The organism is Helicobacter japonicus (assembly GCF_000762845.2).
GTDB lineage: Bacteria > Campylobacterota > Campylobacteria > Campylobacterales > Helicobacteraceae > Helicobacter_C > Helicobacter_C japonicus.
On sequence record NZ_JRMQ02000007.1, the window covers coordinates 31051 to 55345 of the forward strand.

Here is a 24295-nt window from a genome sequence, read left to right on the forward strand (position 1 = left end):
AATGGGTCAAATGCTCTTAGAATCTTTCCTTACTCCGCCTTTATCTCCCCACCAAAACTATAATGCAAGAAAATTTTGCATTATGCGTTTGCCCTGCTCTTGCAAAATAGATTCGGGGTGAAATTGCACCCCATAGCTTTGATAACCCTTTGCTTTAAGAGCCATAAGCACCCCATTTTCACTATATCCTAATGCCTCACATTGTCCTAATTGACTTACATAAAGTGAATGGTATAACGCTATTTTGACACCTTGCTTTACTCCCTTAAATAAAGGGTTTGGCGTGAAATGAAAATGCGCTGTCTTGCCGTGAGTAGGATTTGCAAGAGAAATCACTTCTCCTCCAAACGCTTGAGCGATACACTGATGTCCCAAACAGATTCCTAGAATCTTTTTATGCGGCGCAAAATGCCTAATCGCCTCCAAACACACACCAGATTCTAAAGGGTGGCTTGGACCGGGAGAGATGATAAGATGAGTGATAGAATGCTTTTTGCAAAGCTGTTTTAGCTCCAATAAAGATGTATCATTTGGCACAACAAACGACTTTGTGCCACATTCTTTAAGCAAATAAAGCACATTATATGTAAATGAATCATAATTATCAATAAGGAGCACTTTGGGCGTTTTTTTCAATTTCTTACTCATTTACAAATCCCTTTACAATCAAGCTGCACTTCTACCACTCCGCGCACAGAGTTTATGCAGTAGATTCTCTGTGCTTTTGCAAGATGTTTGCGTTTTAAAGTTTTTTCTTTTATCGCTCCACTTTGGAGCAATGCTTGAGCCAAAGTGCCACTAAGCAATCCGCTTTTGCGCTTTGGTGTATAGAATCTCCCCTCTATCTCAAGCACAATATTGCTTCGCGAACCCTCGCATAACTCACCTTTTTGGTTAAAATACAGCACATCAAACACCGCACTAGATTCTATGAGTTTTATAGAATCTGCAAAATGGTTGCGTTGCGTAGATTTATGGTATAAAAATATATTATGTGAATTAAGTGTGTGTTTAGACAATATAACACGAGTGCAAGCACAAGGCACAAAAGGCTTTATCTCAAGAGCATACGCGCCATTTGGCATAAGACTTAAGCGCAATATTGCCTTCTCTTTTGGCATTTGTTGTTTGCAAAGTTGAAAAAATGCCTGTGTTTGCTTGATACAATCTCGCGTGTGTAGTGCTTCAATGTGTGGAAACTCAATCTTTGGATAAGATAAATGCGAGTGTGCAAAAGAAGCAGTAAATGCACTCAATTTGGTGCAAGTAAAGCCAAACTTACGTGCAGAGTGCAAAAGTCGCTCTAAATGCTCTTGGAGTAAAAAAATGCGTCCATTTTCAAAAAGCATTGTTTCAAAGAGTGCAAAAGATTCTAAAGGGGTAGGTTGCAAGAAACTTGCTTTAAGCTTTAATTCGGCAAACTCACTCTCACATACAGAATCCCACACTACCCCACTTCCCACACCATAGCGATAAAAGTCCTCATCTGCACCTTTAAAAAGTGTGCGAATAGGCACACAAAAGGAAGTATATTGATTAGAAATCACACCTAATGCGCCACAATATACACCTCTTTGGCGAGATTCTAAACTATGGATAATTTCCATTGTTTTAAGCTTTGGCGCACCTGTGATAGAACCACAAGGGAAAAGAGCGCACAAAATCTCACGCAATGAAGTCTGTTTGGATAATCTGCCCGTCAAGGTAGAGACCATTTGATGAAGTGTGGGATAAGTCTTTATCTTGCATAGATTCTTTACTCGCAAGGAACGGGGCTTGATAATTTTGCTCAAATCATTGCGCAATAAATCTACAATCATCATATTTTCGCTACGATTTTTGCTATCTTGCTGCAATGTGCGCTTTTGTATAAAATCTAGCTTATGTGTTTTGGCTCTTTTTATTGTGCCTTTCATTGGTTGAGTGGTAATTGTGCGATTTTTTACTTCAAAGAAAAGCTCGGGTGAAAAACATAGAATCTCACCAAATGCGTTTTTAATGTAGGCTTTGTATGCGGTGTTTTGATGAGAAAGAATCTGCTTAAAAAGCTGCTTGGACTGCGCTTGAGAACAAAGCTTTAGCTCGTGAGTATAGTTGATTTGATAACTCTCACCTTTTAAAATATGCGTTTTTATGCGTGTAAAGCCACTCTTGTAGTCCTCATAGTCAAGCCCTTGCAAAAGAAATAGCGGTAATTGAGTGTGATGTGTCTTGTTAAAAAAACTTTTAAGCTTACGCCTTTTGGCAAAAAATACAAAATAAAGCAAGGGTTGCCTATATAAAGACATTGTAGCGCATATACGCTCATAAAAATAATGATATGCTTTTGCTTGATAGGCTTGGAGAGCCACGCCTGCTTCATAAGTCATATACCCGACAAAATAGCCTTTTTGCTTTGATTTAAGAGTAGATTCTATGCACTCTAGCGCATTCAAAACGCCTTGCACATCAAAAGCGGTGATCTTTCTTAAAGGATTGCTATAATAAAAGTTACCATAAATCATTGCATAATGCTATCTTAAAGCATTAAATATTTAAAACCTAAAACTTCCATATCTCTTGTTTCTAAGATGGATTCTAATCTATCTTTTGCTTTAAAATCCGCTTTACTTTCATCAGGATTCAAAGCCTTAAGTGTGTTTAGAATCTCATAGGAAGTCAAACTCCTCTGCTTGTTCCTCACTCACTACACCGCTTATATTTGCTCCCTCTTGTAAAGCTGCTTTAAAAAGTTCTACATCACTTTCATAAATCGCTTCTAAAAGTTTGTCATCTGCTTTATTGTTTGGCATTGTTTTTCTCCTTTAATTTATTTTTTTAACTTCCACGCGCTCTAAAGCTCCTCTTAAGGAAAGTGGGGCTTCTTTATAGGCTTTATGAAAATCTCTTGCATAGGCTCTAAATCGCCTTTGACATTCTTTTATTTCTTGTTCTCTTGTCAAAAAGCCCTCTTGGTATGCTTTGCGTTTTTGGTCTGTGTCTAGGATTTCTAACACGCTTTTTGCTCCCTTACTTCTCATATATTGCTCTAATTCACCTAAAACTTCACGCAAAAATAAAGAAAATTCTAAGTGTTCTTGTCTGCTTTGTCTTTCCCATTTTGCTAGCCCTAAAATAACGCTGGATTTATTTTTAATATCTTCTTCATTTTTATTAATATTTAACATCAATCTATCCAAAGGCGTTTCAAGTTCAAAACCAACAAGAGCATTATCCATTCTAGCGATCGCATTGATATGATGTCCTTGTTCGATAAGAGCTTTAACACACTGAGCAAAAGCTCGTGTTATTTCAAGACGCTCTTCGCCATCAAATTTTCTTATCGAGATAAGATTTATTGCGATATGCAAACCCGTAGTGGCTCCTTTATCAAAATAGTCGAATTTGGTTATTCCCACACGAATTTCGCCATCTATCATTTTCATCTTGCCTCTTTCTAATAAAGTTCTTATAATACCCATAGACTTAAGCTCACGACCTATTGCTGCCATTGTAAGATTGCTGGCATACTCATAAGATTCTTCAAGAAAATTTTCTCCCCAAACATTGGTGATATTAGGATCTGCCCCAAGCTCTAATAAAGTTTCGCAAAATTCTACATAATAACCCCAATATAGAAATTTTGCCGCCAAGGATTGAAAAGTTCCCATTTTGGCGTTATTAGGATTACTATAAAACACAGCATTGATATTTGCACCCTTGCTGATAAAGAGTTTGAGCAGATCTAAAGCCCTTAAGTAATGTTTTTCAATGCAGTCTTTTTGAGATATCCAAGGACTATACGCAGCCAAATAATACAATAAAGCATTGAGCTGTCTTTGGTCGCTGATATATGCAAGGATTTGAGTGAAAAACTCACGGGAAAATAAAGAAAATTGAAGTGCAAGATATTGTGGCATAGTCAGGGGCTGAAAGGCTTTTCTATCAAATTTCTCGCCAAAATTGATATGAGCTTTTGTTTTCGTATAAATATAGAGTGTGGAATCTAAATCTATCGCTTTGATGTATTCTATCCACTGCGAGTAATACTCATCATTTTCGCTATGGTCTCTCTCATCAAAAAACCATCGCAGCATAGGATTTGCTTGGATTTCCTCATAAGTTACTATCTTTTCTTGTGTGTTTTGCCTTTGTTCTCCTTAAAGATATTCTTAGAATCTTTAATCATTGATTCCATAAATTTTGATATAAAACATTTGTATTCTAACAAAAAAAAAAATAAGTTTAGGTTATGAAATAAGTTTTTTTGTTCAGTATTGAAGTAACATTTTTAATTAAAATTTGCATTTACTATTTAAATAATTTATGCTTTAGGGCGGAAAATATGGATATTAGCAGTATTAGCGTGGATATAGCCTCCTTCAATCAAATCAATGCAATAAGGCACAGCAGGAAATACTGCCTCTAAGCATTCTCTAATGCCTAGAGAATGGCTTTATCTTTAGTGTATTCCAAGTTGTTTTATTACACAAACTCAATAATTGCCATTTGTGAAGCATCGCCCTTTCGTAAGCGTGTGCGTTGGATTCTCGTGTATCCACCATTGCGAGAGGCATATTTAGGAGCTATTTCTGCTACGAGCTTTTTAGTAGCTCCTTTATCTTGCAAATAAGCAAAAACATAGCGATGTGCATTTAAATCTCCGCTACGCGCTGCTGTAATAAGCTTTTCAATATAGCTTTGTAATTCTTTTGCCTTAAAAACACCTGTTTCAATCTTGCCATATTCAATAAGAGCAATAGCAAGATTCTTAAGTAACGCCTTGCGATGTGCTGAAGTGCGCCCTAATTTCCTATATCCATGTCTATGTCTCATTTTGCGTCCCTTTTATTGGTTATTTTTTATTTTTGCTAACTTACGATTAAGAAGTTGTAAAATATCTTCAGCGATTTCTCCACCCACAGGGTATCCAAGCTCATAAAGCTTATCGGCAATTTCATCATAAGATTTTTTACCCATATTTTTAATATTTTTGAGCTCATTTTCACTCATAATTACGAGCTCACCTACATATTTTAAGCCTGACCTATCAAGGCAATTAAAGCAACGCGCACTAAGATTGAGTGTATCAATCTTAATCATCAATGTTTTAAGTTCTCCAGAATTTTCAGCAATATTTTTTGTGCTACTTGATGTTGCACTTAAATCTATACCAAAAATACTCATTTGCTTATGCATAATTGCTACTGCTTCTTTAAAAGCAGTAAGAGGGTCAATCTGCCCATCTGTTTCAATATCAAAAATGATTTTCTCATAATTTGGATTATCTTCAACAAGCACATTTTCAATTTCATATACTGCTTTTTTCACAGGTGTAAAATATGCATCAAGCGGGATATAATCCTCTGCAATTTTGCCACGAATATGCTCACTTGGCACATATCCTATACCCTTTTGGATAATCAGCGAAAAGCTAATATCCGCATTTTCATTAATTGTAGCCAAGTAAGCGTCAGGATTCACAATCTCTACTACATCATTAGCAAGCTCATTTGCATTAAGCACCATCGGTCCCTTAAAATCATACTGCAGTTGCACACTATCAAGTGTCTTATCTTTGATAAGAAACCGAATATTTTTCAGGTTACTAATGAAATGTGATACATCTTCGACAATCCCTCGAATAGAATCAAATTCGTGCAAAACACCTTGAATCTTTAAAGCAGTGGGCGCATAACCTACTGAGCTTGAAAGAAGCAAACGACGAATCGGATGAGCTAGGGTAATAGCGTAGCCAGATTCAAAAGGATAGATACTAATTTTAGTCCTATTGGCTGAAACTGGGTCAGCCTTTATTTCTGTGGGGATATAAGGTTCAGTTTTAATCATATTCATTTTATAGCCATCCTTTATGTTATTTAGAATAAAGCTCAACTATCAATCTTTCTTCAATAGGTATCACTACTTCTTCTCTTTGTGGAAAACGAGTAAAAATACCAAACTTCTTTTCTTTATCTACATCAACCCAAGGAACAATACCTGTTTGCGCAGTCAAATCAATCGCACGCAATATTTGAGGATTATTTTTACTTTTCTCTTTTATCTCAATTTTCTGTCCGGGCTTTACCATATATGAAGGAATATCCACACGCTTACCATTGATAAGAATATGTCCGTGTGTAACAAGCTGTCTTGCAAATCTTCTTGTTGTTGCAAAACCCATTCTATATACAACATTATCAAGCCGCTGCTCAATAATACGCACAAGATTCTCACCTGTATTACCTTCTTGACGATTTGCTTCTTTAAAAAGCGCACGGAATTGTTTTTCACTTACGCCATACATCATTTTAGCTTTTTGTTTCTCACGAAGTTGCAAACCATATTCTGAAATCTTACCACGTTTTTGTCCGTGTTGTCCTGGTCCATAAGGTCGCTTATCTAGCGCACTTTTACCTGCTAATCTTCTCTCACCTTTTAACGCAAGAGATACACCAAATCGTCTTTCTAATTTTTCAACTGGTCCTCTATATCGTGCCATATATTACTCCCTTACACTCTTCTTCTTTTTGGTGGTCTGCAACCATTATGTGGCAATGGCGTAATGTCTTTAAGCCATAAAACCTTGATACCTTCAACTGCTCCTACACTCTTCACAGCTGTTTCTCTTCCGCTACCTGGTCCTTGCACTTTAATGCCTACCTCTTTTATACCGTGTTCTTTTGCTTTTTCCATTGCAGACTCCACAGCTTGTTGTGCTGCATAAGGAGTAGATTTTTTACTTCCTTTAAAGCCTAATCCACCAGCAGTAGCCCAGCACAATACATTGCCCATTTCATCAGTAACAGTTACATTTGTATTATTAAATGATGCAGAAATACATACTATGCCTCGTGCAATATTCTTTTTTACTTTTTTCTTCGTTACAGCTTTTTTTGCCATCTGCTCACTCCTTACTTGCTACCAACAGTTTTTTTCTTGCCCTTGCGTGTGCGAGCATTATTTTTTGTAGTCTGTCCTCGAACAGGCAATCCTTTTCTATGTCTTAAGCCTCTATAACTTCCTAAGTCCATTAAAGCTTTAATGTCCATTGTTACTTTCTTTCTAAGGTCACCCTCTACCATATAGCTTTCTTGAATCTTTTTTGCAATAGACGAAACTTCATCTTCGCTGAGATCAAAAACTCGCTTATCAAAAGAAATATTTACAGCCTTGAGGATATCTCTTGAGCTTTTGAGCCCAATACCATAAATATAAGTGAGAGCATATTCTACTCTTTTCTTTTTTGGCAAATCTACACCAGCAATTCTAGCCATTGTTTATCCTTGTCTTTGTTTGTGTTTTGGGGTTGAGCAAATCACTCGAACCACGCCCTTACGCTTGATAACTTTACATTTATCACACATTTTTTTGACCGAAGGTCGAACTTTCATACCTACTCCTTTGTATTTTCTAACTTTTTTGAGTTAAAACTGCGGATTCTACACAAAAAATATTTAAAAACTACTTACACGACACAATTTTATTTATGCCTATAAGTAATTCTTCCCTTATCTAGGCTATAAGGAGTAAGCTCGATTTTTACCATATCACCAGGTAAAATTTTAATATAATGCATACGCATCTTACCAGCTATATGGCAAAGCACTATATGTCCATTTTCAAGTTGCACACGAAAAGTTGCATTCGGCAAAGCCTCAATAACTTTCCCATCAACTTCAATCACATCATCTTTTGCCATCTATTTTACCTCCGTTAAAATCTCTGCTTGACCGCCAATAATTGCAATTGTATGTTCATAATGACTGCCATTTAAACCATCTTTTGCAACAACTGACCATTTATCATTGAGTATAGTTGGTTCTCCATCAAGTTGAGCAATCATTGGCTCAATGCAAAATACCATACCCTCTTTAATTTTTGGACCTTGTTTTGGATTTGGAGATTCTAAATAATTTGGAATCTCGGGTTCTTCGTGTGGAGACCTTCCTATACCGTGCCCACAAAACCCACGCAATGGCTCAAATCCTCGCCTTATAATTGAATCTTCTAAGATAGAGCTTAATTCTTTAAAACGCATACCTTCTTTTATTTGAGAAATAGCCTCATATAAAGTATCCTTGGCACAATCAATCAAAAGCTTATCTTTCTCTTCAATCTCACCAATACCAATAGTAATTGCAGCATCACCATACCAACCGTTATATTCTACACCTATATCAATCCCCACAATATCACCATTTTTTAGCCTATATTCTGTAGGAATGCCGTGAATAATCACTTCATTAACAGAAGCACAAATAGAATTTGGGAATCCATAAAGCTGATAAAAAGCCGCCCTGCCACCTTGAGAAGAGATAAATTCCCTTGCTAAAGTATCAAGTTCAAGAAGAGAAACTCCCTCCTTTGCACGAGTAGCAAGGAGCTGTAAGGTTTGAGCGACAATTCTATTTGGTATGCGTAAAGATTCTATATCTTTTTTACTCTTAATACTAATTGCCATATCAAAGCCCTACGGCACTTAGAGTTTGATATTTATTCATATAAATTTGAGCCTCTATACGTCTCATTGTATCAATAGCAACTTGCACTACAATCAACACTGCTGTTCCACCAAAATAAAAAGGCACACCTGTAAATTTCACAAGTATCCACGGGAGGGTTGAAACAAGCGCAAGATATAATGCTCCCCAAAAAGTAAGGTTACTTGCTACATTATTGAGAAAATTTGCCGTTCCCTCTCCCGGACGCAAACCGGGGATAAAGCCACCTTGTCTTTTGAGATTATCTGCTATATCTTTTGCATTAAAGACAATAGAAGCATAAAAATAAGCAAAGAAAACCACTAAAACAAACATCAGCGCATTGTATGTGTAGCCATCAGGTCTTAAAATATCTGCGATACTTTGAATAATTGTATTTGATGAAGCTTGTAGTATAGTAGAAGGAAACACAAGCAATGCAGAGGCAAAAATTGGAGGAATGACACCACTTAAATTCATTTTTACAGGAATATAATTCATAATACGCTTATTTTGATTCTGCATAATTACTTTACGTGCATAAGAAACAGGTATGCGTCTTTCAGCTAATTCAATAAAAATAATAACGCCAACGGTAAGAATAATTACTGCAAGAAGGATAAGAAGCACAAAGACATTAAGTTGTCCTGTATTCACAAGATTAAATGTTTGACCTATGCTTGAAGGAATACCAGAGACAATGCCTCCAAAGATAATGAGGCTAATTCCATTACCTACACCTCTTTGCGTAATTTGCTCACCAATCCACATAAGTAGCATTGTGCCTGTAAGCATAGAGAAAACTGATACAACAATGAAAAGATTCAAATCAATTTTAATCGCTCCAGTGCTCATACTATTAAGCCCAATACTCACGCTCACAGCCTGGATAATAGTAATGCCTATTGTTACATAACGCACAATTTGCATATATTTTTGCATACCATCACGTTCTTTTTTCATTTTTGCAAGATTAGGAAAAGTCGCTGCCAGAAGTTCCATAATGATAGAGGCTGTAATGTATGGCATAATACCGAGTGAAATAATACTAAAACGCTCTACTGCATTACCGCTAAACATATTAAACAATCCGAGTGCATTGTTTGCATTATCATCAATAAATGATTTAATAATACTTACATCTACACCGGGGACAGGCACATACGCTAAGATTCTATACGCAAATAAAAAAGCAAGTGTGATAAGAATCTTATTTACAATGCTTTTTGTCATTATTTATTTCCACTAGTCATAATAGAAGTGTCTTTAATTTTAGAAGCCAAACCTTTTGCCTTTGTGCCGATAAGTTTTACTCGAGTTGCATTCTTTGGGATACTAAAATGAGTGCGCAAAACTTCCATATTGATTTCAGAAAGAGTTTCAAGGATTTGTGCTTTATCAACATTAATCACAATAGGCTTTTCTACGCGTGAAGTAAAGCCTACCTTAGGCAAACGTCTTTGGAGTGGCTGTTGCCCGCCCTCAAAACCTCTTTTTGCCTTATAACCTGTGCGAGCAGTTTGTCCTTTGCCACCACGAGTAGATGTTTTACCCATACCACTACCTTGTCCTCTTCCTACACGTTTAATATCCTTTGTGCTGCCTTCTGCTGGTTTAATCTTTTCTAGCATAGCCTACTCCTCAAGCTTTAATTCGTGCAAGCGCATCAATAGTTGCACGCACTACATTGTAAGGATTGTTAGAACCAAGCGATTTGGTCAAGATGTCCTTAATCCCTGCAAGCTCAATTACAGGACGAGTAGAACCACCTGCAATAACACCTGTCCCCTCACTTGCTGGTTTTAATAAAATCTTACTTGCATTATATTTATGCTCAATATCGTGTGCGATCGTTGTGCCTTTGATATTGACCTTAATAACATTTTTAAAAGCATCATCAATAGCTTTCTTAATTGCATCAGGAACTTCTTTTGCTTTACCAAGCCCAAAGCCAACGAGTCCATTTTTATTACCCACAACAACAAGTGCATTAAAACGGAATCTACGACCACCTTTTACAACTTTTGTAACCCTACCAATATTTACAACAACTTCGCTAAATTCTTCTCTATTGATTTCCATAAGTATCCTTATATTATAACTTTATGCCATTTTCACGTAAAGTATCAGCAAATGCTGCGACAACGCCGTGATAAAGGTATCCATTTCTATCAAACACCACTTCTGTAACTTTAGCTTTTTTAAGGGCATTAACAAATTCGTTTGCGATCTTTTTTGCATCTTCTTTGTTATTGCCTAAGCCCAATTTTTTACCATCAACACTTGCAAGTGTTACACCTCGCTCATCATCAATTGCTTGTGCATAAAAATACTTATTAGATTTAAATACACTCACACGCGGCTTACTTGCTACGCCATAGATTTTTCCTCTTGTGCGTAACTTTCTCTTTATTTTAAGAAGCTGTTTTTGCTTTAATACTTTCTCTGTCATATTGCACCCTTACTCTATTTTTTAGAAGTCTTACCTGCTTTACGCATAATGGTTTCATCGCTATATTTAATCCCTTTACCCTTATATGGTTCTGGTGGTCTAAACTCACGAATTTCAGCCGCAATCTGCCCTACTTGCTGTTTATCAGCACCTTTAATTGTAATCACATTCTTTTCTACACTCATCTCAATACCCGCAGGAATAGGATAAATCACAGGATGAGAGAATCCTAATGCCATTTCAAGATTCTTGCCACTTACACTTGCTTTATAACCCACACCATTGATTTCAAGTGCCTTTGTGAATCCTTGAGATAAACCAATAATGATATTATTTGCTAATGCACGATAAGTGCCCCAATATGCACGAGACTGCGCTTGAGAATCTACACTAGTAAAACTTAATGCTCCATCTTTCAATTCAATTTGGACACGTCCATATGTTTCAAGTTCTTTTTGCTCTTTTGCACTCTTAAAAAAAATCTTGCTTCCTTGAATTGATACCTCTACGCCTTTTGGAATACTAATAGGTTTTTTACCGACTCTTGACATAATTTTCTCCTACCATATACTACAAAGTGCTTCGCCACCGACATTTTCACGATAAGCTTCATCATTAGCAATTACACCCTTGCTTGTGCTTACTACTATTGTGCCATAGCCATTCTTAAAACGTTTTAGCTCACTTCTCCCTTTATACACACGTCTTCCAGGCTTGCTAATACGTTTAATCTCATTAATCACACTTTTCCCTCGTTCATCATAGGCAAGCTGCACCATAATAGATTGCTTACCATCTTTATCATTAACCTTATAATCTTTAATAAAACCTTTTGTCTTAAAGACTTCTAAAACAGATACAACAATCTTTGCATAATACAATGTTGTAACCTCTAATCGCCTCATAGAAGCATTACGAATTCTCGTTAAAGAATCTGCAATAATATCATTTACCATATTTTCTCCTTACCAGCTTGCTTTACGAAGTCCGGGTATCAAACCTTCATTACCCATTTTACGCAAACATACTCTACATAAGCCAAAATCTCTATAAACAGAATGTGGTCGCCCACACACTTGACATCTTGTATAAGCTCGCACACTAAATTTTGCCTTTCTTTTTGCCTTTGCAATAATTGATTTTTTTGCCATTTTATCGTCCTTTCGCAAAAGGCATACCAAGAAGCTCAAGCAACTTAAACGCCTCTTTATCACTTTGAGTAGAGGTTACAAATGTAATATTCATACCATGAGTTACCATAATATCATCATAAACCACTTCTGGAAACATAAGCTGTTCATTCAAGCCAAAACTATAATTTCCTCTTCCATCAAATCCATTACGTTTAACACCTCTAAAGTCTTTCACGCGTGGCAATGCAATAACAATAAGTTTTTCAAGGAAATTATACATCATCTTACCGCGAAGAGTTACTTTCACACCCATAGGCATACCTTCACGCATCTTAAATCCTGCAACAGATTTTTTTGCAAGAGTAATAACTGCCTTTTGTCCAGCAATAAGCGAAATAGTATCCGCGATATTTTGCATAATTTTAGAATCTTTTGCATAATCTCCTGCACCAACACTAATTACAATTTTCTCTAATCGAGGTAAAAGCATAGGATTGCTAATATTCAATTCACTTTTAAGTTGAGGGATAATCTCATTTTTATATTTTTCTCTTAGAGCAAACATTAATTATCTCCTTCCACTTTTTTTACATTTGAAATACTCATTGGCATTTCCTTAGATACAAATCCGCCCTTAGGATTTTTTTCACTTGCCTTGATTGCTTTTTTGACAAGCTTACAACCCTCTACCACAACTTGTGCTGTTTTTGGTAAAACTTGCAATACTTTTGCCTTTTTACCTTTGTCATCACCAGTGATGACAAGCACCATATCACCCTTTTTAATTTTAAACTTTGCCACTATAACACCTCCGGAGCTAACGATACTATTTTCATAAAGTTTGCGTATCGCACTTCTCTACTTACTGGTCCAAAAATTCTCGTGCCAATAGGTTCTCTCTTGGCATCAAGAATTACTGCTGCATTATCATCAAAACGCACAAGAGAACCATTTTCTCGATGAATCTCTTTTTTTGTTCTCACAACAACCGCTTTAACAACTTGCCCTTTCTTTACTTTTCCATTAGGAATAGCTTTTTTAACAGATGCAACTATCACATCACCTACACGTGCATATCTTCTATGACTACCGCCTAGAATCTTAATACACATAATTTCCTTTGCACCGCTATTGTCTGCGACATTTAATCTTGTAAAACTTTGTATCATAGCTCTACTCCTGCGGTAATAATTTCTTTAAACCTAAAAGCTTTTGTTTTAGAAATAGGCTTACACTCAATCGCACTAATCACATCACCAATTTTCACACTATTGCTTTCATCGTGAATAGTATATTTTTTAAAACGTTTAACAATTTTGCGATATTTTTCATGAACCACTTTGCGCTCTACCAAAATGACTACACTTTTATCGCCTGCCTTGCTGACAACTCTGCCCTGAATCACTCTCTTATGTGCTTGCTTCTCACTCATACTCAATCCTTTTTAGCACTTAAGGCTGTATTAATTCTTGCAATGTCCTTACGAATCACTTTAATTTCGCTCGGATTAGTAAGCTGCATTGTTTTGAGTTGCAATCTTTTTTCAAAAAGCAACGACTTTTTTTCCTTTAACATCTTTTGCAATTCTGCAATATCTTTATCTTTCAAATCAATAAATTTCATTTTCACTCTCACTGGTTATGATTTTGGTTTTAAAAGGAAGCTTACTTTGAGCTAAAGCTAAAGCTTCTCTTGCTAAAGCTTCATCAATCCCTGCCATTTCATAAATCATACGACCGGGCTTGATATTCATCACCCATTTTTCTACACCACCCTTACCTTTACCCATTCTTGTTTCAAGAGGTTTTGCAGTCAATGGCTTATCAGGAAACACACGAATCCACACCTTACCTGCTCTTTTAATATGTCTTGTCATTGCAATACGCGCAGATTCTATTTGGCGAGAATCAATTCTCCCGTGTTCTACTGCCTTAATCCCAATATCTCCAAAAGCCAAGTTTGCACCGCGGAAAGATTTACCACGATTGCGCCCTTTCATCTGCTTTCTATATTTCGTTCTCTTTGGCATTAACATAATTTATTGCCTCCCTTTTCGTGATTTAGAGCGCACTTCTTTATCGCCACTTCTACTCTCTTCCTTTTTCTCTGGCACAATACCTTTATGGAGCACCTCACCCTTAAAAATCCATACTTTTACACCAATGATTCCATATGTTGTCATTGCTTCTGCAAAACCATAATCAATTTTTGCACGCAAAGTATGCAAAGGCACACGTCCTTCCATATACCATTCTGTTCGAGCCATTTCAGCTCCAGCCAAACGCCCTGAAACTTTCACCTTGATACCTTTTGCTCCAGCTTTCATTGCAGCTTGCATAACTTTTTTCATAGCTCGTCTAAAGGCTACACGTTTTTCAAGCTGTGTCGCAATATTTTCTGCTGCAAGTTGTGCATTAGCTTGAGGACGTTTTGCCTCTTTAATATTAATAAAGACTTCTTTGTTAAGAATCTTCTTCAAAGATTCTTTATGCTTATCAATATCTACACCTTTTTTCCCGATAATTAAACCCGGACGAGAAGCCACAACAGTTACGCGAATCTTATTAGCTGCGCGTTCAATGAGTATTTCACTCACACCCGCATAATACATTTCGCGTTTTAAAAATTTACGAATTTTATGATCTTCTAGAATATTGGAAGGTGTCGTTTGTGAAACAGAAAACCATCGAGAAGACCAATTACGATTAATACCTAATCTCAAACCTATTGGATTAACTTTTTGACCCATTGTTATTTTTCCTCGCCTTCAGTTTTTTTTGCCTTTGTCGTTTTAGCAGTTGCTGCTTTACTTGCTGTTTTTGTCTTAGTTTCAGTTTTTGGAGTAGATTTTGATTTTGAAACTGATTGAGTTGCTTTTGTTTCTGTGCTCTCTGCTTTTTTAACTGCCACTTCTTTTGGAGATTTTGAATCTACTTTCTTTTTTGAATCTTGTGTGCTTGATTTTTGTGTGCCTACTTCTACCAAGATATGTGCTGTTGGCTTACGAATAGGTGTTGCCCGCCCTTTAGCACGTGGCATAAAGCGTCTAAGCACAGGACCAGCATCAACACGACAAGAAGTAACAATCACATCTTGAGCATCATATCCACCATTTGCTACTGCTGAAGCAATCACTTTAGAAATTACTTGAGCTGCTTTGTTGGGAGTAAATTCTAAACTTGCAATAGCAACCTCTGCATTCATTCCTTGCACTTCTTTTGCGATAAGTCGTGCTTTTGTTGGAGATAGTCGAATATATCTTAATAATGCTTTACTCATCTACTTATTCCCCCTACTTACCAATCTTCTTTTGAACACTACCTTTGTGTCCTTTAAAAGTGCGTGTAGGAGCAAACTCACCGAGTTTGTAACCAACGTGATTTTCTGTGATATAAACAGGCACAAACGCTCGTCCATTATGGACATTAAAAGTAAGCCCTATCATATCTGGTAAAATTGTGCTTCGTCTTGACCAAGTCTTAATAGGCTTATTATCTTTGCTTTGCTTTGCTTTCTCAACCTTTTTGACGAGATAATCATCAATAAATGGACCTTTTTTAATTGATCTTGCCATATTTCCTACCTTATTTTTTCTTTCTTGAAATAATTAATCTATCACTCGCTTTTTTCTTACGAGTTTTAAAGCCTTTTGCTGGAGTTCCCCAAGGAGATACAGGGTGCCCACTAGAACCTGTTTTACCTTCACCACCACCGTGTGGGTGATCGACAGGATTCATTGCGCTACCACGAGTTTGAGGACGGATACCACGATGACGATTGCGTCCAGCCTTACCAATAGAAATATTTGCAAAATCTTCATTTCCCACTACACCTATGGTAGCCATACATTCTTCTAAAATATATCTCATCTCTCCACTTGGCATTCTAAGGATAATATACTTACCTTCACGTCCCATAATTTGCGCACTTGCCCCTGCACTTCTTGCAAGTTGCCCACCTGCACCCGGATGCATTTCAATATTATGCACAATTGTTCCAATAGGTATGCTTTTAAGCTTCATTGCAAAACCTGTTTTGATATCAAGCCCAGATTCTGCAGAAAACACAATATCACCCACCTTTAAACCACTTGGTTGAATAATATAACGTTTTTCACCATCAACATAATGAATAAGTGCTATACGACAATTTCTATATGGGTCATACTCTATTGCTGCTACTTTGCCTTGCACATTGAATTTATTGCGTTTAAAATCAATGATTCTATATAGCTTTTTTGCCCCACCTTCTTTATGACGGCTTGTAATGCGCCCATTATTATTTCTTCCTGCGCTTACAGGTAATTTAGTAAGCAAACTTCTCACATTTGCCTTACCCGTAATATCATTAGAGCTTAAATTGCTCATAAATCTACGACTTGGGGTATAAGGCTTATAAGTTTTAACTGCCATATTTTCTCCTTACACTGATAGCGCATCAAGTTTTGCGCCCTCTGGAATCTTCACATAAAATTTTTTAAATGAAGCTCTTTGTCCAATTTTACCTCTAAATCTTTTTACTTTACCCTCTTGGCGTAAAGAATTAATTCTAAGAGGAGTAATACCAAAATACTCTCTAAAAATCTCTTTGAGTTGGTTTTTACTCACATTAGTTGCTGTTTGCACCACTAACACACCGCTCTCTTGAAGTGAAAGAGATTTTTCAGTATAGAGGATTGACTTAATATCTGTAATATCTGCCATTTTATTTCCCCTCCTTTTCTGCAATAATTTCATCAAAAACAGCTTTTTCAATCACAACAGAGCGAAAAGTTGCTACTAAATACGCATTGAGTTCATTTGCATCAGCCAAATAGCATTGCTGCAAATTTCTAAAAGCAAGAAAAGTTGATTCATCACTTAATTGTGTTACAAAGAGTGTATTTCGCTTATTTATTGCTTTAAACATAGCATAAGCATCTTTTGTTTTGCCACTTGGCATCGTGATAGAATCCACCACAAAAAGCGCACCTTCTTGCGCTTTTTGATACAGCGCACATTCAAGTGCCAAACGTTTTTGTTTCTTGTTAATCTTGAGTTGATAGTTTTTGTCATTACTTGGTCCGTGTGCAACACCACCACCCACAAACACGGGAGAAGTTATACTTCCTGCACGCGCACGACCGCCACCTTTTTGATTCCACGGCTTCTTACCACCGCCACTCACTTCGCCTCGCTTTTTTGCATAGGCATTATTTGCCCTCATTAATGCAAGATAAGATTTCACATACAAATACAAATTATGCTCTTTGATTTGTGCGTATCTCTCGGGTAATGCAAGCTCACCGCTTTGTGCAAACTTTTTATCCAATACAATTGCTTTACTCATATTGCTACCTTATTTTATAATATGTATTCTGCCAAATGCGCCGTTATGTCCAGCTACTGAACCTTTAAGCACCAAAATCGCACTTTGCTTATCAAATGACATAATATCATTTTTTACACTTACAAGCTCATTCCCATAATGTCCAGCCATTTTTTTACCCGGCTGAACACGTCCAGGCCATTCACGATTCCCAATAGAACCTACACGTCTATGGAATCTGCTTCCGTGCGCACCTGGACCACCTTGAAAATTCCATCGCTTCATAGCACCACTAAAGCCACGCCCTTTAGTTTTAAAACTCACTTGAACGCGTTTAGCTTCACCCAAAAGACTTGTATCAAGCTCACCAACCTCTTTATTGCTCACCTTAAGTGTAGCAAAACGATTAAATTCTTTGCTTAGGCTATATTTTTTTTGTTGCCCCGCAATAGCCTTATTAATAGCCTTACCTTGAGAGTAAGCCACCAATGCTTTACCATTATCATATATCTCGCATACTTTCGCACCAAGCACACGCAAAAGAGTTACCGCTTCACTTTTTGTGCCTATGGTGCGACTCATACCAATTTTCTCAACTATAAATTCCATATCCTTTATTCCTTACTCTAGTATTTACTTACTCATAGACATTACTTCAACATCTACTTCTGGTGCTAAATCAAGCTTCATAAGGCTATCTACGGTATCGGGAGTAGCAGAAATAATATCAATAATGCGATGATGCACCCTGATTTCAAATTGTTCGCGAGAATCCTTATTGATATGTGGCGAACGAAGAACGGTGTATCGCTTCTTTTTTGTAGGAAGTGGCACGGGACCCCTTATCTCTGAACCTGTCCTTTTGACTGCTTCTATAATAGATGCAACTGACCTATCAAGAACCCTATGGTCATAAGCTTTTAGCCTAAGTCGTATTCTTTCCATATTTTTTCCTTTTATCTAAAGAACTCATCAGTAATTTTGATGTTTTTAGCGCGTGATTATATTCAATTTTATAAAAAAAAGTCAAGCATTTTGCCTATTTTTGCCTACTTTTTTATTTTTTAACTTCCTTAATGTAAGGAAAATAAAATATCGCTCTTTATCTTTTTCAATAAACCAACTGATTATGTTATAATCTTGAAAAACTTAACTTAATTAAGAGGCTAGAATGAAAAAACAAGACACAACACAAACGCTAAAATCTCTCGTGCTGCAGGAGAATATTAGCGAGGAAGCCATAATTGCATATCTTAAAGCCAATATCAAAAATGCTAAAAAAGAAATTGAGGCTGCACTCAAGCATATAGAAGATTGTGCTTATGAAATGACAATGCAGGCTGATTACGAAGAGTATGAGCTAGAGTATGAAGATGAGACAGGTATTCCCGCATCTGAATGCGATAGCAATGACTTTCAAAGGTGGTTTGAAGATAAATTGCTTGGAAAAGAGTTAGCCAAAATCCGCACACTTTTAGAAGAGCTAATGAATGAAAAAGATTTGCAGCTAAGGCTCAATTCTCAAGTCAAGGCAAATAGCGCACAAAGCCCAAAAGAGCTTATAGAGGCAATACAAAACTATGAAGTGCTAAAGGCTTTACATATCTTGCAAAGTGGGCAGATAGAGAAAAAGCACATTGGCAAAGATCTCTTAAAAGTGTGTGATAAAGCCATAGATGCTCTTATTGATGTTATCGTAGAAGATTCAAAAGGCGGCAAAGACATTGGGAAAGGCATTAAAGGCGCATTTTCAAGATTTATTGAGGTAGATTACAATAAACAAGGATATAAGGATTATAGCGGCGAAGCACGAAAGCAGCTCAAAAAAAGCAGTGTCTATAAGCTAAAAGAAATTTTAGAATCTATCACAAAAGGCGAGAGTATAGAATCTGCCCTCCACAACTCTGTCTTTTATGACAAAAAAGGCAACTTTAAGCCAAAGCATAAAGAGTTATCATTTATCCCGCTTAACACTTTTGAGCTAAAGATTCTCGTAGAGATTGAGGAAGTGCATCTTGGGCAAATTGATTTAAGCTATATCAAAAGCCTTGCTGCACTCTTTGCTGATTGTGCTTGGTGGCGGACAAATAGAAAAGATTTTAGCGGTATAGAGCAATGGGATACAAGCAAAATCAATGATATGTGTAAGCTTTTTGTGGGGCTTAAAGATTTTAAGGCGGATTTAAGCAAATGGAATGTCTCAAGTGTGAAAAACTTTGAGAGTATGTTTGAAGATTGTGAATCTTTTGAGAGTGATTTAAGCAAATGGAATCCCAAAAAAGCAGAGGATATTGCCTTTATGTTTAGCGGGGCAAAGTCTTTCACAAGCAATTTAGATGCTTGGAATCTTAGTCAAGGAGTGGTAGAAAATGCAAAATATCTTTTTGAAAACTGCCCGTTATCACAAACTCCGCCATCGTGGTATAAAGCCGTCTTTGATATGGATAATCCAAGTGTGGCATTGCTCTATAAACTTGTAAAGATAAGAGACTATACCCGTGCAAAAGAATGCCTTTTAAAACTACAAACCCTAAGCAAAGAGGAATACATAGAATGTGCGAGGCTTTGCTTTTATTTACCACGCGGAGTAGTAGGCACAGCACTCCCTGATAAAGATTTTTTCACTGCCCTTGTCAATCAAGCAAAATCACAAAATATAGTCATTCCTATCAGCAATGAGGTAATGCAAAAATGTCTGCGATATGGGAAATTAGAATATGCGAAGTATTTAGTAACGCTTGGCTATAAGGTTACTATTGATAAAGAGAATAATTTTGGCGTATATGTAGCACTTAAATCAAACCCAAAACAAGAAGTGCGGGATATTCTGCATTTCTTTGTAGAAAACTTAGGCAATGAAATCAATGAGGAGTTTTTTGAAGCACTATTTGGCGACTCACCCGGCTTTGTGCGTGACTTTAAGCAAGAAACACTCGATATATTTTTTAAGGAGCTTTTGAGCTACTATCCTAGAGAGACATTCACCAATAAAAAAGTATTGAGCTGCCTTATTAATGTTGGTTTAATTCGCATACTCTTTAAGAATGGTATAGAGGTGGATTTACAAGGGGTAGCATATAACCCTAGAGTTATTAAGCATTACCTTGATGAAGATTTGCAAACATTTTTGAAGCTTTTAGAGCTTCATCTTTTGCAAGCAGATTCTATAATTGAGTATTATATTTATCACCCAAGAGATACTTTCGTGAAAGTAAGCGTTCTGCTTGTATTTGTCGATGAATTCAAAAATAAGCTTATGAGAATGCCTATGCAAGCAATCTTAAAGCAGTTTGCAAAAAATGGCATAGATGTGGAGAAGCTTGGCACTTATGAGGGGAAAAACCTTTATGAAATATTAGAGGATAGTGAGCATAAAGAGGAGATTTTATCCTTACTCAAGATAAAATGATGTAATCTTTTACATTCACACATTGAGGAGCCTTTGTGCTAAATCTTTCGCACCTTTGAAATCCACCTTACCCGAGCCAAGCACGGGGATAGATTCCACTCTTAGAATCTTAGATGGCTTAAAAAGTGCTGGGATTTGCGCTTCTTTGATAATTCTTTCTATTTTTTCACATTCTGTCTTTTCACCGCTCACAAGAAGAATGACACTCTCGCCCTTTTTACTATCATCTATGGTAGTGGCTGCATATTTCAGCTCATCATCAATCTCATATTTTTTGATAAGCTTTGCAATCTCCTCCTCAATACCGCCAAGACTTACCATTTCCCCACCAATTTTTGCAAAACGCGAATATCTATCCACAATATGAATGAATCCATCGGCATCTAAATGCCCTTTATCGCCACTTTTATACCACCTAATCCCATCAATTTCTACAATCACTTCTTTGGTTTTTTCCTCATCATTGAGATACCCTACCATTACTTGATGTCCGCCGATAAGTATCAACCCGTCCTCGCCTACAGGCATTTCCTGCATAGTATTTGGCTCAACAATTCTAATGGCACTTCCGGGCAAAGGCATACCTACACTGCCCTCTTTACTTGCTTTATGCAATTCCCAATTATCTACATCAAATTCACTCGGTAGATTTACACTTGCCACAGGTGTAGTCTCTGTCGCACCATAGCCCTCATAAATTTCTTTATTAAACTTCATCACAAAGGCTTCTTTGACATCTTTTTTGAGTTTTTCAGCTCCCGCTACCACAAGTCGCAAAGAATCAAACATAAGCCTATCTACCTTATTATTACGCGCATAAATACCCAGAAATGTAGAAGTGCCGCACATCACACTCACTTTGTTTTTTGCTATCGCCTTAGCAATACCCACCGCATCGGTTGGGTCTGCGTGTGTAACAGAGAGCATACCCTCAAGCAAAGGCATAAGTGTAGTAACGGTTAAACCAAAAGCGTGAAATGGTGGCAAAGACGAAAGCATAGAATCTCCATTACGCGCGTGAATGACATCAGAAATTTGCAAAATATTGCTCATAATATTTAAATGTGAAAGCATTACACCTTTTGGCTTACCCTCACTCCCACTACTAAAAAGAATCGCGGCTACATCTGTATTTTTCTGCGTTTTTGTATAAAGCCATTTAAGGATAAAAGAGGGCAGTAAAATCGCTTGAGCCATTTTACACACAAAATCAAGCTTATTTGCTTTAATCTCGTCAATCAAATCCTCCATATATAGCACCCTCACATTTTGTGAGAAATTTAAACTCACACCCTTGCCCTCAAGTTTATCCATAAATTTTTGTGAAGTATAAATTGTCTGAATCTGCGCGGATTTAATAGCAGCATCAATCGCCTTTTGTCCAGCCGTGAAATTAAGATTCACAATAGTTTTTGTCGCCATAAGCAAAGAAAGATTACATAATGCACTTGCAAGTGAGGCAGGAAGTATGATTCCTACATTTTGTTGCCCCTTTGTCTGCTCTGCAAAAAGCTTAGAAAGAATAAATGTAAGACTAAGCATTCGCGTATAACTCATAGAGCCACTTAGGCTATCTATAATAGCCACTTCACTTCCCCACTTCTTTGCAGAATCTACCCACGCCTTGCCAAGTGTAGGTAAGACTTCACATTGAGATTTCCACGCACTAAAAGATAACTCAAACACTTTAGCCTTAACTTGCTGTGCGTTAGAGTGAATATCTAAAGATTCTCCAAAAGCAATCGTGATATTGCGTTTAGCAAAGCTTTTGCGTCTTTCTTGGAATCCTTGATGAGAGTGTGAAAATGCACTCCCCCATAAACCGCGTATATAAAAGGGCAATATTACAGCTTGATTTACATTTACATTTCTAGTAGCAAGTTCAAAACCATTTTTAAAGGTATTTAAATGCCCGTGTCGCGATATTGCACCTTCGGGAAAAATACATACCATATGCCCTTGTATGAGTTTTTGTGCAATAGATTCTAAAGCTTTTCTGCTTCCGGCATTTGAGACAGGAATCACACCAAAAAAATCAAGAAAAATGCGTATATACCACCTATCATAATAACTCCGCTCCATTACAAAATACACCTTACGCGGTAATGCCAACTGCACCATAGCCCAATCTATGAAAGATATATGATTGCCAAGTAATAATACGCCGCCTCGTTCAGGGACATTTTCAAAACCCTCTACATTTAAGCGGTATCTTTGAAAAAATGCAAGAGTAACGAGCATTCTTACAAGCGAAAAGGGCAAAAGCCTCACAACATAAATTGCCCCACACAACGCAACAATCATACAAAAATAAAAAAGATACACTACATCAATATTGCCCAAAGATGTAAAAGTGCCAATAAGCAAAAACGAAAGCATAGCAATATTTTGCACGAAATTGTTACCTGCTAGAATCTTGCCTAACTCACCCTCTTTAGCGTGGAATTGTATTAAAGCATTAAGCGGAACTATAAAGAGTGCGCCACCCACACCAAAAAAGAAAAACAGCACAGCATAAGATACAAGAGAGGAAAAACTTAAGATGAGCAAAGTAGTTATGCAAATCAATCCTGCCCCGATAGGAATAAGCCCTGTTTCAATATATTGCTTTGAAAATCGTCCTGCGATAATAGAGCCTATAATAATTCCAAAACCTGAGCAAGCAATAATCATCTGCACTTTAAAGGTATTTAACTCCGCAAAAGTCATCTTCACATAAGTTGGAAAAGTCGCTAAAAGTAATTGAGAGATAGACCAAAATACAGCTATACCTATTACAGATAGCCAAATATTACGATGAGAAGTGAGCAATTTAAGATTTTCTTTTAATAAAGAGCCCTTCAAGTATGCTTCCTTATCAAAAACCTCTTGTGTGCGTTGCGTAAGTGTGGGAAGGGTATAGCATAAATATAATTCTATTAGAGCACATACAATAAGCACAAAACCAAGCGGAGCGACACTTTGCAAAATTTCACCCTTTTGTGCTAGGAATCCTAAATCACTCAAAGCATACAAAGATTCAAACACAAGTGAGAAAACGCTCATACCTGCTAAAATAGCTACAATCGCTACTGCCTGCATCACACCATTTCCCCACGCAAGCAAATCTTTGCCTACCAAATCTTTGATAAAGCCATATTTTGCAGGAGAATAAATCGCGGATTGAGCTGCCATAAATAAAGTAGCTATAAAAGCAAGCCAAAACCAACCCATAAAATAACACAATGCGATAATAATACTAAGTAGCAAGCCAAACCACGCACATATACGCATAACGATATTTTTAGGATATTTATCAGCCAAGAATCCAGAAGGGGAAAACAGCAAAATAAAAGGAAGTAAAATAAGTGCATTAATAATACTTGTTAAGAGTGTAAGTTCGCTTCCATCATAAACTTTATAGATTGTATTTTGAATAGTGATTTTATGCCCTAAATCCATAAAAGCATTGATAAATGCCACGAGAATGAAAAATGTAAAGCCTTTAATCTTCCATATTTTATTCACTCGTATCTCCTATTTTATAGTTTTA

The 24295-nt window shown here is 36.8% G+C and carries 36 protein-coding genes and 1 pseudogene; 1 reads left to right on the forward strand and 36 read right to left on the reverse strand.

What is annotated here, in order from left to right; all coding sequences use genetic code 11:
• Positions 1-57 precede the first annotated feature (57 nt).
• From LS65_RS05930 to rpsJ, 35 genes and pseudogenes are all read right to left on the reverse strand, one after another.
• Positions 58-648 carry an anthranilate synthase component II gene (locus LS65_RS05930; protein ID WP_034360888.1) on the reverse strand — a complete coding sequence of 197 codons (591 nt, stop codon included), beginning with the start codon at positions 646-648 and terminating at the stop codon, positions 58-60.
• Positions 645-2504 carry a bifunctional chorismate-binding protein/class IV aminotransferase gene (locus LS65_RS05935; RefSeq protein ID WP_034360886.1) on the reverse strand — a complete coding sequence of 620 codons (1860 nt, stop codon included), beginning with the start codon at positions 2502-2504 and terminating at the stop codon, positions 645-647. The genes LS65_RS05930 and LS65_RS05935 overlap by 4 nt, the downstream gene beginning before the upstream one ends.
• 14 nt (positions 2505-2518) lie before the next feature.
• Positions 2519-2662 carry a hypothetical protein gene (locus LS65_RS09790; protein ID WP_161976258.1) on the reverse strand — a complete coding sequence of 48 codons (144 nt, stop codon included), beginning with the start codon at positions 2660-2662 and terminating at the stop codon, positions 2519-2521.
• Positions 2649-2792: a hypothetical protein gene (locus tag LS65_RS09795; RefSeq protein ID WP_161976259.1), complete on the reverse strand. Its 144-nt coding sequence runs from the start codon at positions 2790-2792 to the stop codon at positions 2649-2651. The genes LS65_RS09790 and LS65_RS09795 overlap by 14 nt, the downstream gene beginning before the upstream one ends.
• A gap of 12 nt (positions 2793-2804) precedes the next feature.
• The gene (locus LS65_RS05940; protein WP_052061002.1) at positions 2805-4076 is read right to left on the reverse strand and encodes a hypothetical protein; all 1272 of its coding nucleotides are present in this window, start codon (positions 4074-4076) and stop codon (positions 2805-2807) included.
• 227 nt (positions 4077-4303) lie between these two features.
• Positions 4304-4420, reverse strand: a pseudogene (locus LS65_RS10180) (molybdopterin adenylyltransferase); the annotation flags it as partial.
• A 44-nt stretch (positions 4421-4464) separates the two neighbouring features.
• Positions 4465-4815 carry a 50S ribosomal protein L17 gene (gene rplQ, locus LS65_RS05950; RefSeq protein ID WP_034361525.1) on the reverse strand — a complete coding sequence of 117 codons (351 nt, stop codon included), beginning with the start codon at positions 4813-4815 and terminating at the stop codon, positions 4465-4467.
• 12 nt (positions 4816-4827) lie between these two features.
• Complete coding sequence (locus LS65_RS05955; RefSeq protein ID WP_034361522.1) at positions 4828-5835, reverse strand: DNA-directed RNA polymerase subunit alpha; 1008 nt, start codon at positions 5833-5835, stop codon at positions 4828-4830.
• A 19-nt stretch (positions 5836-5854) separates the two neighbouring features.
• A complete protein-coding gene (rpsD, locus tag LS65_RS05960; RefSeq protein ID WP_034361521.1) occupies positions 5855-6481 on the reverse strand; it encodes a 30S ribosomal protein S4 in 627 nt (208 codons plus the stop codon).
• Between the two features lie 11 nt (positions 6482-6492).
• Positions 6493-6882, reverse strand: a complete 390-nt coding sequence (gene rpsK / locus LS65_RS05965) for a 30S ribosomal protein S11 (RefSeq protein ID WP_034361519.1) — start codon at positions 6880-6882, stop codon at positions 6493-6495.
• Between the two features lie 11 nt (positions 6883-6893).
• On the reverse strand, positions 6894-7256 hold the full coding sequence (gene rpsM, locus LS65_RS05970; protein WP_002956267.1) for a 30S ribosomal protein S13: 363 nt from the start codon (positions 7254-7256) through the stop codon (positions 6894-6896).
• Between the two features lie 3 nt (positions 7257-7259).
• On the reverse strand, positions 7260-7373 hold the full coding sequence (gene rpmJ / locus LS65_RS05975) for a 50S ribosomal protein L36 (protein WP_002956266.1): 114 nt from the start codon (positions 7371-7373) through the stop codon (positions 7260-7262).
• 89 nt (positions 7374-7462) lie between these two features.
• Positions 7463-7681: a translation initiation factor IF-1 gene (infA, locus tag LS65_RS05980; RefSeq protein ID WP_011116239.1), complete on the reverse strand. Its 219-nt coding sequence runs from the start codon at positions 7679-7681 to the stop codon at positions 7463-7465.
• The gene (gene map / locus LS65_RS05985; protein WP_034361517.1) at positions 7682-8443 is read right to left on the reverse strand and encodes a type I methionyl aminopeptidase; all 762 of its coding nucleotides are present in this window, start codon (positions 8441-8443) and stop codon (positions 7682-7684) included.
• Between the two features lies 1 nt (position 8444).
• Positions 8445-9695 carry a preprotein translocase subunit SecY gene (gene secY / locus LS65_RS05990; protein WP_034361515.1) on the reverse strand — a complete coding sequence of 417 codons (1251 nt, stop codon included), beginning with the start codon at positions 9693-9695 and terminating at the stop codon, positions 8445-8447.
• A complete protein-coding gene (gene rplO, locus LS65_RS05995; RefSeq protein ID WP_034361513.1) occupies positions 9695-10093 on the reverse strand; it encodes a 50S ribosomal protein L15 in 399 nt (132 codons plus the stop codon). The genes secY and rplO overlap by 1 nt, the downstream gene beginning before the upstream one ends.
• Before the next feature lie 10 nt (positions 10094-10103).
• Positions 10104-10544, reverse strand: a complete 441-nt coding sequence (rpsE, locus tag LS65_RS06000; RefSeq protein ID WP_034361511.1) for a 30S ribosomal protein S5 — start codon at positions 10542-10544, stop codon at positions 10104-10106.
• Positions 10545-10557: 13 nt separating this feature from the next.
• A complete protein-coding gene (gene rplR, locus LS65_RS06005; protein ID WP_034361509.1) occupies positions 10558-10914 on the reverse strand; it encodes a 50S ribosomal protein L18 in 357 nt (118 codons plus the stop codon).
• A gap of 14 nt (positions 10915-10928) precedes the next feature.
• Positions 10929-11465 carry a 50S ribosomal protein L6 gene (rplF, locus tag LS65_RS06010; RefSeq protein ID WP_034361507.1) on the reverse strand — a complete coding sequence of 179 codons (537 nt, stop codon included), beginning with the start codon at positions 11463-11465 and terminating at the stop codon, positions 10929-10931.
• A 9-nt stretch (positions 11466-11474) separates the two neighbouring features.
• Positions 11475-11870, reverse strand: coding sequence for a 30S ribosomal protein S8 (gene rpsH, locus LS65_RS06015; protein ID WP_034361506.1), 396 nt, complete (start codon positions 11868-11870; stop codon positions 11475-11477).
• 9 nt (positions 11871-11879) lie between these two features.
• Positions 11880-12065 (reverse strand): type Z 30S ribosomal protein S14, encoded by a 186-nt coding sequence (locus LS65_RS06020; RefSeq protein ID WP_034361504.1) that lies wholly within the window; start codon positions 12063-12065, stop codon positions 11880-11882.
• Position 12066: 1 nt separating this feature from the next.
• On the reverse strand, positions 12067-12612 hold the full coding sequence (gene rplE, locus LS65_RS06025) for a 50S ribosomal protein L5 (RefSeq protein WP_034361502.1): 546 nt from the start codon (positions 12610-12612) through the stop codon (positions 12067-12069).
• A complete protein-coding gene (rplX, locus tag LS65_RS06030; RefSeq protein ID WP_034361500.1) occupies positions 12612-12848 on the reverse strand; it encodes a 50S ribosomal protein L24 in 237 nt (78 codons plus the stop codon). Before rplX ends, rplE begins: the two co-directional genes overlap by 1 nt.
• Positions 12848-13216 (reverse strand): 50S ribosomal protein L14, encoded by a 369-nt coding sequence (rplN, locus tag LS65_RS06035; protein WP_034361499.1) that lies wholly within the window; start codon positions 13214-13216, stop codon positions 12848-12850. The genes rplX and rplN overlap by 1 nt, the downstream gene beginning before the upstream one ends.
• The gene (gene rpsQ / locus LS65_RS06040; protein WP_034361498.1) at positions 13213-13479 is read right to left on the reverse strand and encodes a 30S ribosomal protein S17; all 267 of its coding nucleotides are present in this window, start codon (positions 13477-13479) and stop codon (positions 13213-13215) included. The genes rplN and rpsQ overlap by 4 nt, the downstream gene beginning before the upstream one ends.
• A gap of 2 nt (positions 13480-13481) precedes the next feature.
• Positions 13482-13670, reverse strand: coding sequence for a 50S ribosomal protein L29 (rpmC, locus tag LS65_RS06045; protein WP_011116226.1), 189 nt, complete (start codon positions 13668-13670; stop codon positions 13482-13484).
• Positions 13657-14082, reverse strand: coding sequence for a 50S ribosomal protein L16 (gene rplP / locus LS65_RS06050; RefSeq protein ID WP_034361497.1), 426 nt, complete (start codon positions 14080-14082; stop codon positions 13657-13659). Before rplP ends, rpmC begins: the two co-directional genes overlap by 14 nt.
• Positions 14083-14085: 3 nt before the next feature.
• A complete protein-coding gene (gene rpsC / locus LS65_RS06055; RefSeq protein WP_034361496.1) occupies positions 14086-14796 on the reverse strand; it encodes a 30S ribosomal protein S3 in 711 nt (236 codons plus the stop codon).
• 2 nt (positions 14797-14798) lie between these two features.
• A complete protein-coding gene (rplV, locus tag LS65_RS06060; RefSeq protein ID WP_034361495.1) occupies positions 14799-15326 on the reverse strand; it encodes a 50S ribosomal protein L22 in 528 nt (175 codons plus the stop codon).
• Positions 15327-15339: 13 nt separating this feature from the next.
• On the reverse strand, positions 15340-15621 hold the full coding sequence (rpsS, locus tag LS65_RS06065; protein WP_034361494.1) for a 30S ribosomal protein S19: 282 nt from the start codon (positions 15619-15621) through the stop codon (positions 15340-15342).
• 10 nt (positions 15622-15631) lie between these two features.
• Complete coding sequence (gene rplB / locus LS65_RS06070) at positions 15632-16459, reverse strand: 50S ribosomal protein L2 (RefSeq protein WP_034361493.1); 828 nt, start codon at positions 16457-16459, stop codon at positions 15632-15634.
• Between the two features lie 9 nt (positions 16460-16468).
• A complete protein-coding gene (locus LS65_RS06075; protein WP_034361491.1) occupies positions 16469-16750 on the reverse strand; it encodes a 50S ribosomal protein L23 in 282 nt (93 codons plus the stop codon).
• 1 nt (position 16751) lies between these two features.
• Positions 16752-17375 carry a 50S ribosomal protein L4 gene (rplD, locus tag LS65_RS06080; protein WP_034361490.1) on the reverse strand — a complete coding sequence of 208 codons (624 nt, stop codon included), beginning with the start codon at positions 17373-17375 and terminating at the stop codon, positions 16752-16754.
• Between the two features lie 9 nt (positions 17376-17384).
• Complete coding sequence (gene rplC, locus LS65_RS06085; RefSeq protein WP_034361488.1) at positions 17385-17963, reverse strand: 50S ribosomal protein L3; 579 nt, start codon at positions 17961-17963, stop codon at positions 17385-17387.
• 24 nt (positions 17964-17987) lie between these two features.
• Complete coding sequence (gene rpsJ / locus LS65_RS06090) at positions 17988-18299, reverse strand: 30S ribosomal protein S10 (RefSeq protein ID WP_034361487.1); 312 nt, start codon at positions 18297-18299, stop codon at positions 17988-17990.
• Between the two features lie 226 nt (positions 18300-18525).
• Here rpsJ and LS65_RS06095 point away from each other — a divergent pair, with 226 nt between their 5' ends.
• Positions 18526-20763 (forward strand): BspA family leucine-rich repeat surface protein, encoded by a 2238-nt coding sequence (locus tag LS65_RS06095; RefSeq protein WP_052061052.1) that lies wholly within the window; start codon positions 18526-18528, stop codon positions 20761-20763.
• Positions 20764-20778: 15 nt separating this feature from the next.
• Here the strand turns inward: LS65_RS06095 and LS65_RS06100 are convergent, their stop codons facing one another.
• Positions 20779-24276, reverse strand: a complete 3498-nt coding sequence (locus LS65_RS06100) for an acyl-[ACP]--phospholipid O-acyltransferase (protein WP_420536998.1) — start codon at positions 24274-24276, stop codon at positions 20779-20781.
• Between the last annotated feature and the right edge of the window lie 19 nt (positions 24277-24295).

Coding starts and splice junctions, on each gene's coding strand:
- LS65_RS05930 (WP_034360888.1), bottom strand. CDS start 648: ATGAGTAAGAAATTGAAAAAAACGCCCAAAGTGCTCCTTATTGATAAT.
- LS65_RS05935 (WP_034360886.1), bottom strand. CDS start 2,504: ATGATTTATGGTAACTTTTATTATAGCAATCCTTTAAGAAAGATCACC.
- LS65_RS09795 (WP_161976259.1), bottom strand. CDS start 2,792: ATGCCAAACAATAAAGCAGATGACAAACTTTTAGAAGCGATTTATGAA.
- LS65_RS05940 (WP_052061002.1), bottom strand. CDS start 4,076: ATGCTGCGATGGTTTTTTGATGAGAGAGACCATAGCGAAAATGATGAG.
- rplQ (WP_034361525.1), bottom strand. CDS start 4,815: ATGAGACATAGACATGGATATAGGAAATTAGGGCGCACTTCAGCACAT.
- LS65_RS05955 (WP_034361522.1), bottom strand. CDS start 5,835: ATGAATATGATTAAAACTGAACCTTATATCCCCACAGAAATAAAGGCT.
- rpsD (WP_034361521.1), bottom strand. CDS start 6,481: ATGGCACGATATAGAGGACCAGTTGAAAAATTAGAAAGACGATTTGGT.
- rpsK (WP_034361519.1), bottom strand. CDS start 6,882: ATGGCAAAAAAAGCTGTAACGAAGAAAAAAGTAAAAAAGAATATTGCA.
- rpsM (WP_002956267.1), bottom strand. CDS start 7,256: ATGGCTAGAATTGCTGGTGTAGATTTGCCAAAAAAGAAAAGAGTAGAA.
- rpmJ (WP_002956266.1), bottom strand. CDS start 7,373: ATGAAAGTTCGACCTTCGGTCAAAAAAATGTGTGATAAATGTAAAGTT.
- infA (WP_011116239.1), bottom strand. CDS start 7,681: ATGGCAAAAGATGATGTGATTGAAGTTGATGGGAAAGTTATTGAGGCT.
- map (WP_034361517.1), bottom strand. CDS start 8,443: ATGGCAATTAGTATTAAGAGTAAAAAAGATATAGAATCTTTACGCATA.
- secY (WP_034361515.1), bottom strand. CDS start 9,695: ATGACAAAAAGCATTGTAAATAAGATTCTTATCACACTTGCTTTTTTA.
- rplO (WP_034361513.1), bottom strand. CDS start 10,093: ATGCTAGAAAAGATTAAACCAGCAGAAGGCAGCACAAAGGATATTAAA.
- rpsE (WP_034361511.1), bottom strand. CDS start 10,544: ATGGAAATCAATAGAGAAGAATTTAGCGAAGTTGTTGTAAATATTGGT.
- rplR (WP_034361509.1), bottom strand. CDS start 10,914: ATGACAGAGAAAGTATTAAAGCAAAAACAGCTTCTTAAAATAAAGAGA.
- rplF (WP_034361507.1), bottom strand. CDS start 11,465: ATGTCAAGAGTCGGTAAAAAACCTATTAGTATTCCAAAAGGCGTAGAG.
- rpsH (WP_034361506.1), bottom strand. CDS start 11,870: ATGGTAAATGATATTATTGCAGATTCTTTAACGAGAATTCGTAATGCT.
- LS65_RS06020 (WP_034361504.1), bottom strand. CDS start 12,065: ATGGCAAAAAAATCAATTATTGCAAAGGCAAAAAGAAAGGCAAAATTT.
- rplE (WP_034361502.1), bottom strand. CDS start 12,612: ATGTTTGCTCTAAGAGAAAAATATAAAAATGAGATTATCCCTCAACTT.
- rplN (WP_034361499.1), bottom strand. CDS start 13,216: ATGATACAAAGTTTTACAAGATTAAATGTCGCAGACAATAGCGGTGCA.
- rpsQ (WP_034361498.1), bottom strand. CDS start 13,479: ATGAGTGAGAAGCAAGCACATAAGAGAGTGATTCAGGGCAGAGTTGTC.
- rpmC (WP_011116226.1), bottom strand. CDS start 13,670: ATGAAATTTATTGATTTGAAAGATAAAGATATTGCAGAATTGCAAAAG.
- rplP (WP_034361497.1), bottom strand. CDS start 14,082: ATGTTAATGCCAAAGAGAACGAAATATAGAAAGCAGATGAAAGGGCGC.
- rpsC (WP_034361496.1), bottom strand. CDS start 14,796: ATGGGTCAAAAAGTTAATCCAATAGGTTTGAGATTAGGTATTAATCGT.
- rplV (WP_034361495.1), bottom strand. CDS start 15,326: ATGAGTAAAGCATTATTAAGATATATTCGACTATCTCCAACAAAAGCA.
- rpsS (WP_034361494.1), bottom strand. CDS start 15,621: ATGGCAAGATCAATTAAAAAAGGTCCATTTATTGATGATTATCTCGTC.
- rplB (WP_034361493.1), bottom strand. CDS start 16,459: ATGGCAGTTAAAACTTATAAGCCTTATACCCCAAGTCGTAGATTTATG.
- LS65_RS06075 (WP_034361491.1), bottom strand. CDS start 16,750: ATGGCAGATATTACAGATATTAAGTCAATCCTCTATACTGAAAAATCT.
- rplD (WP_034361490.1), bottom strand. CDS start 17,375: ATGAGTAAAGCAATTGTATTGGATAAAAAGTTTGCACAAAGCGGTGAG.
- rplC (WP_034361488.1), bottom strand. CDS start 17,963: ATGGAATTTATAGTTGAGAAAATTGGTATGAGTCGCACCATAGGCACA.
- rpsJ (WP_034361487.1), bottom strand. CDS start 18,299: ATGGAAAGAATACGACTTAGGCTAAAAGCTTATGACCATAGGGTTCTT.
- LS65_RS06095 (WP_052061052.1), top strand. CDS start 18,526: ATGAAAAAACAAGACACAACACAAACGCTAAAATCTCTCGTGCTGCAG.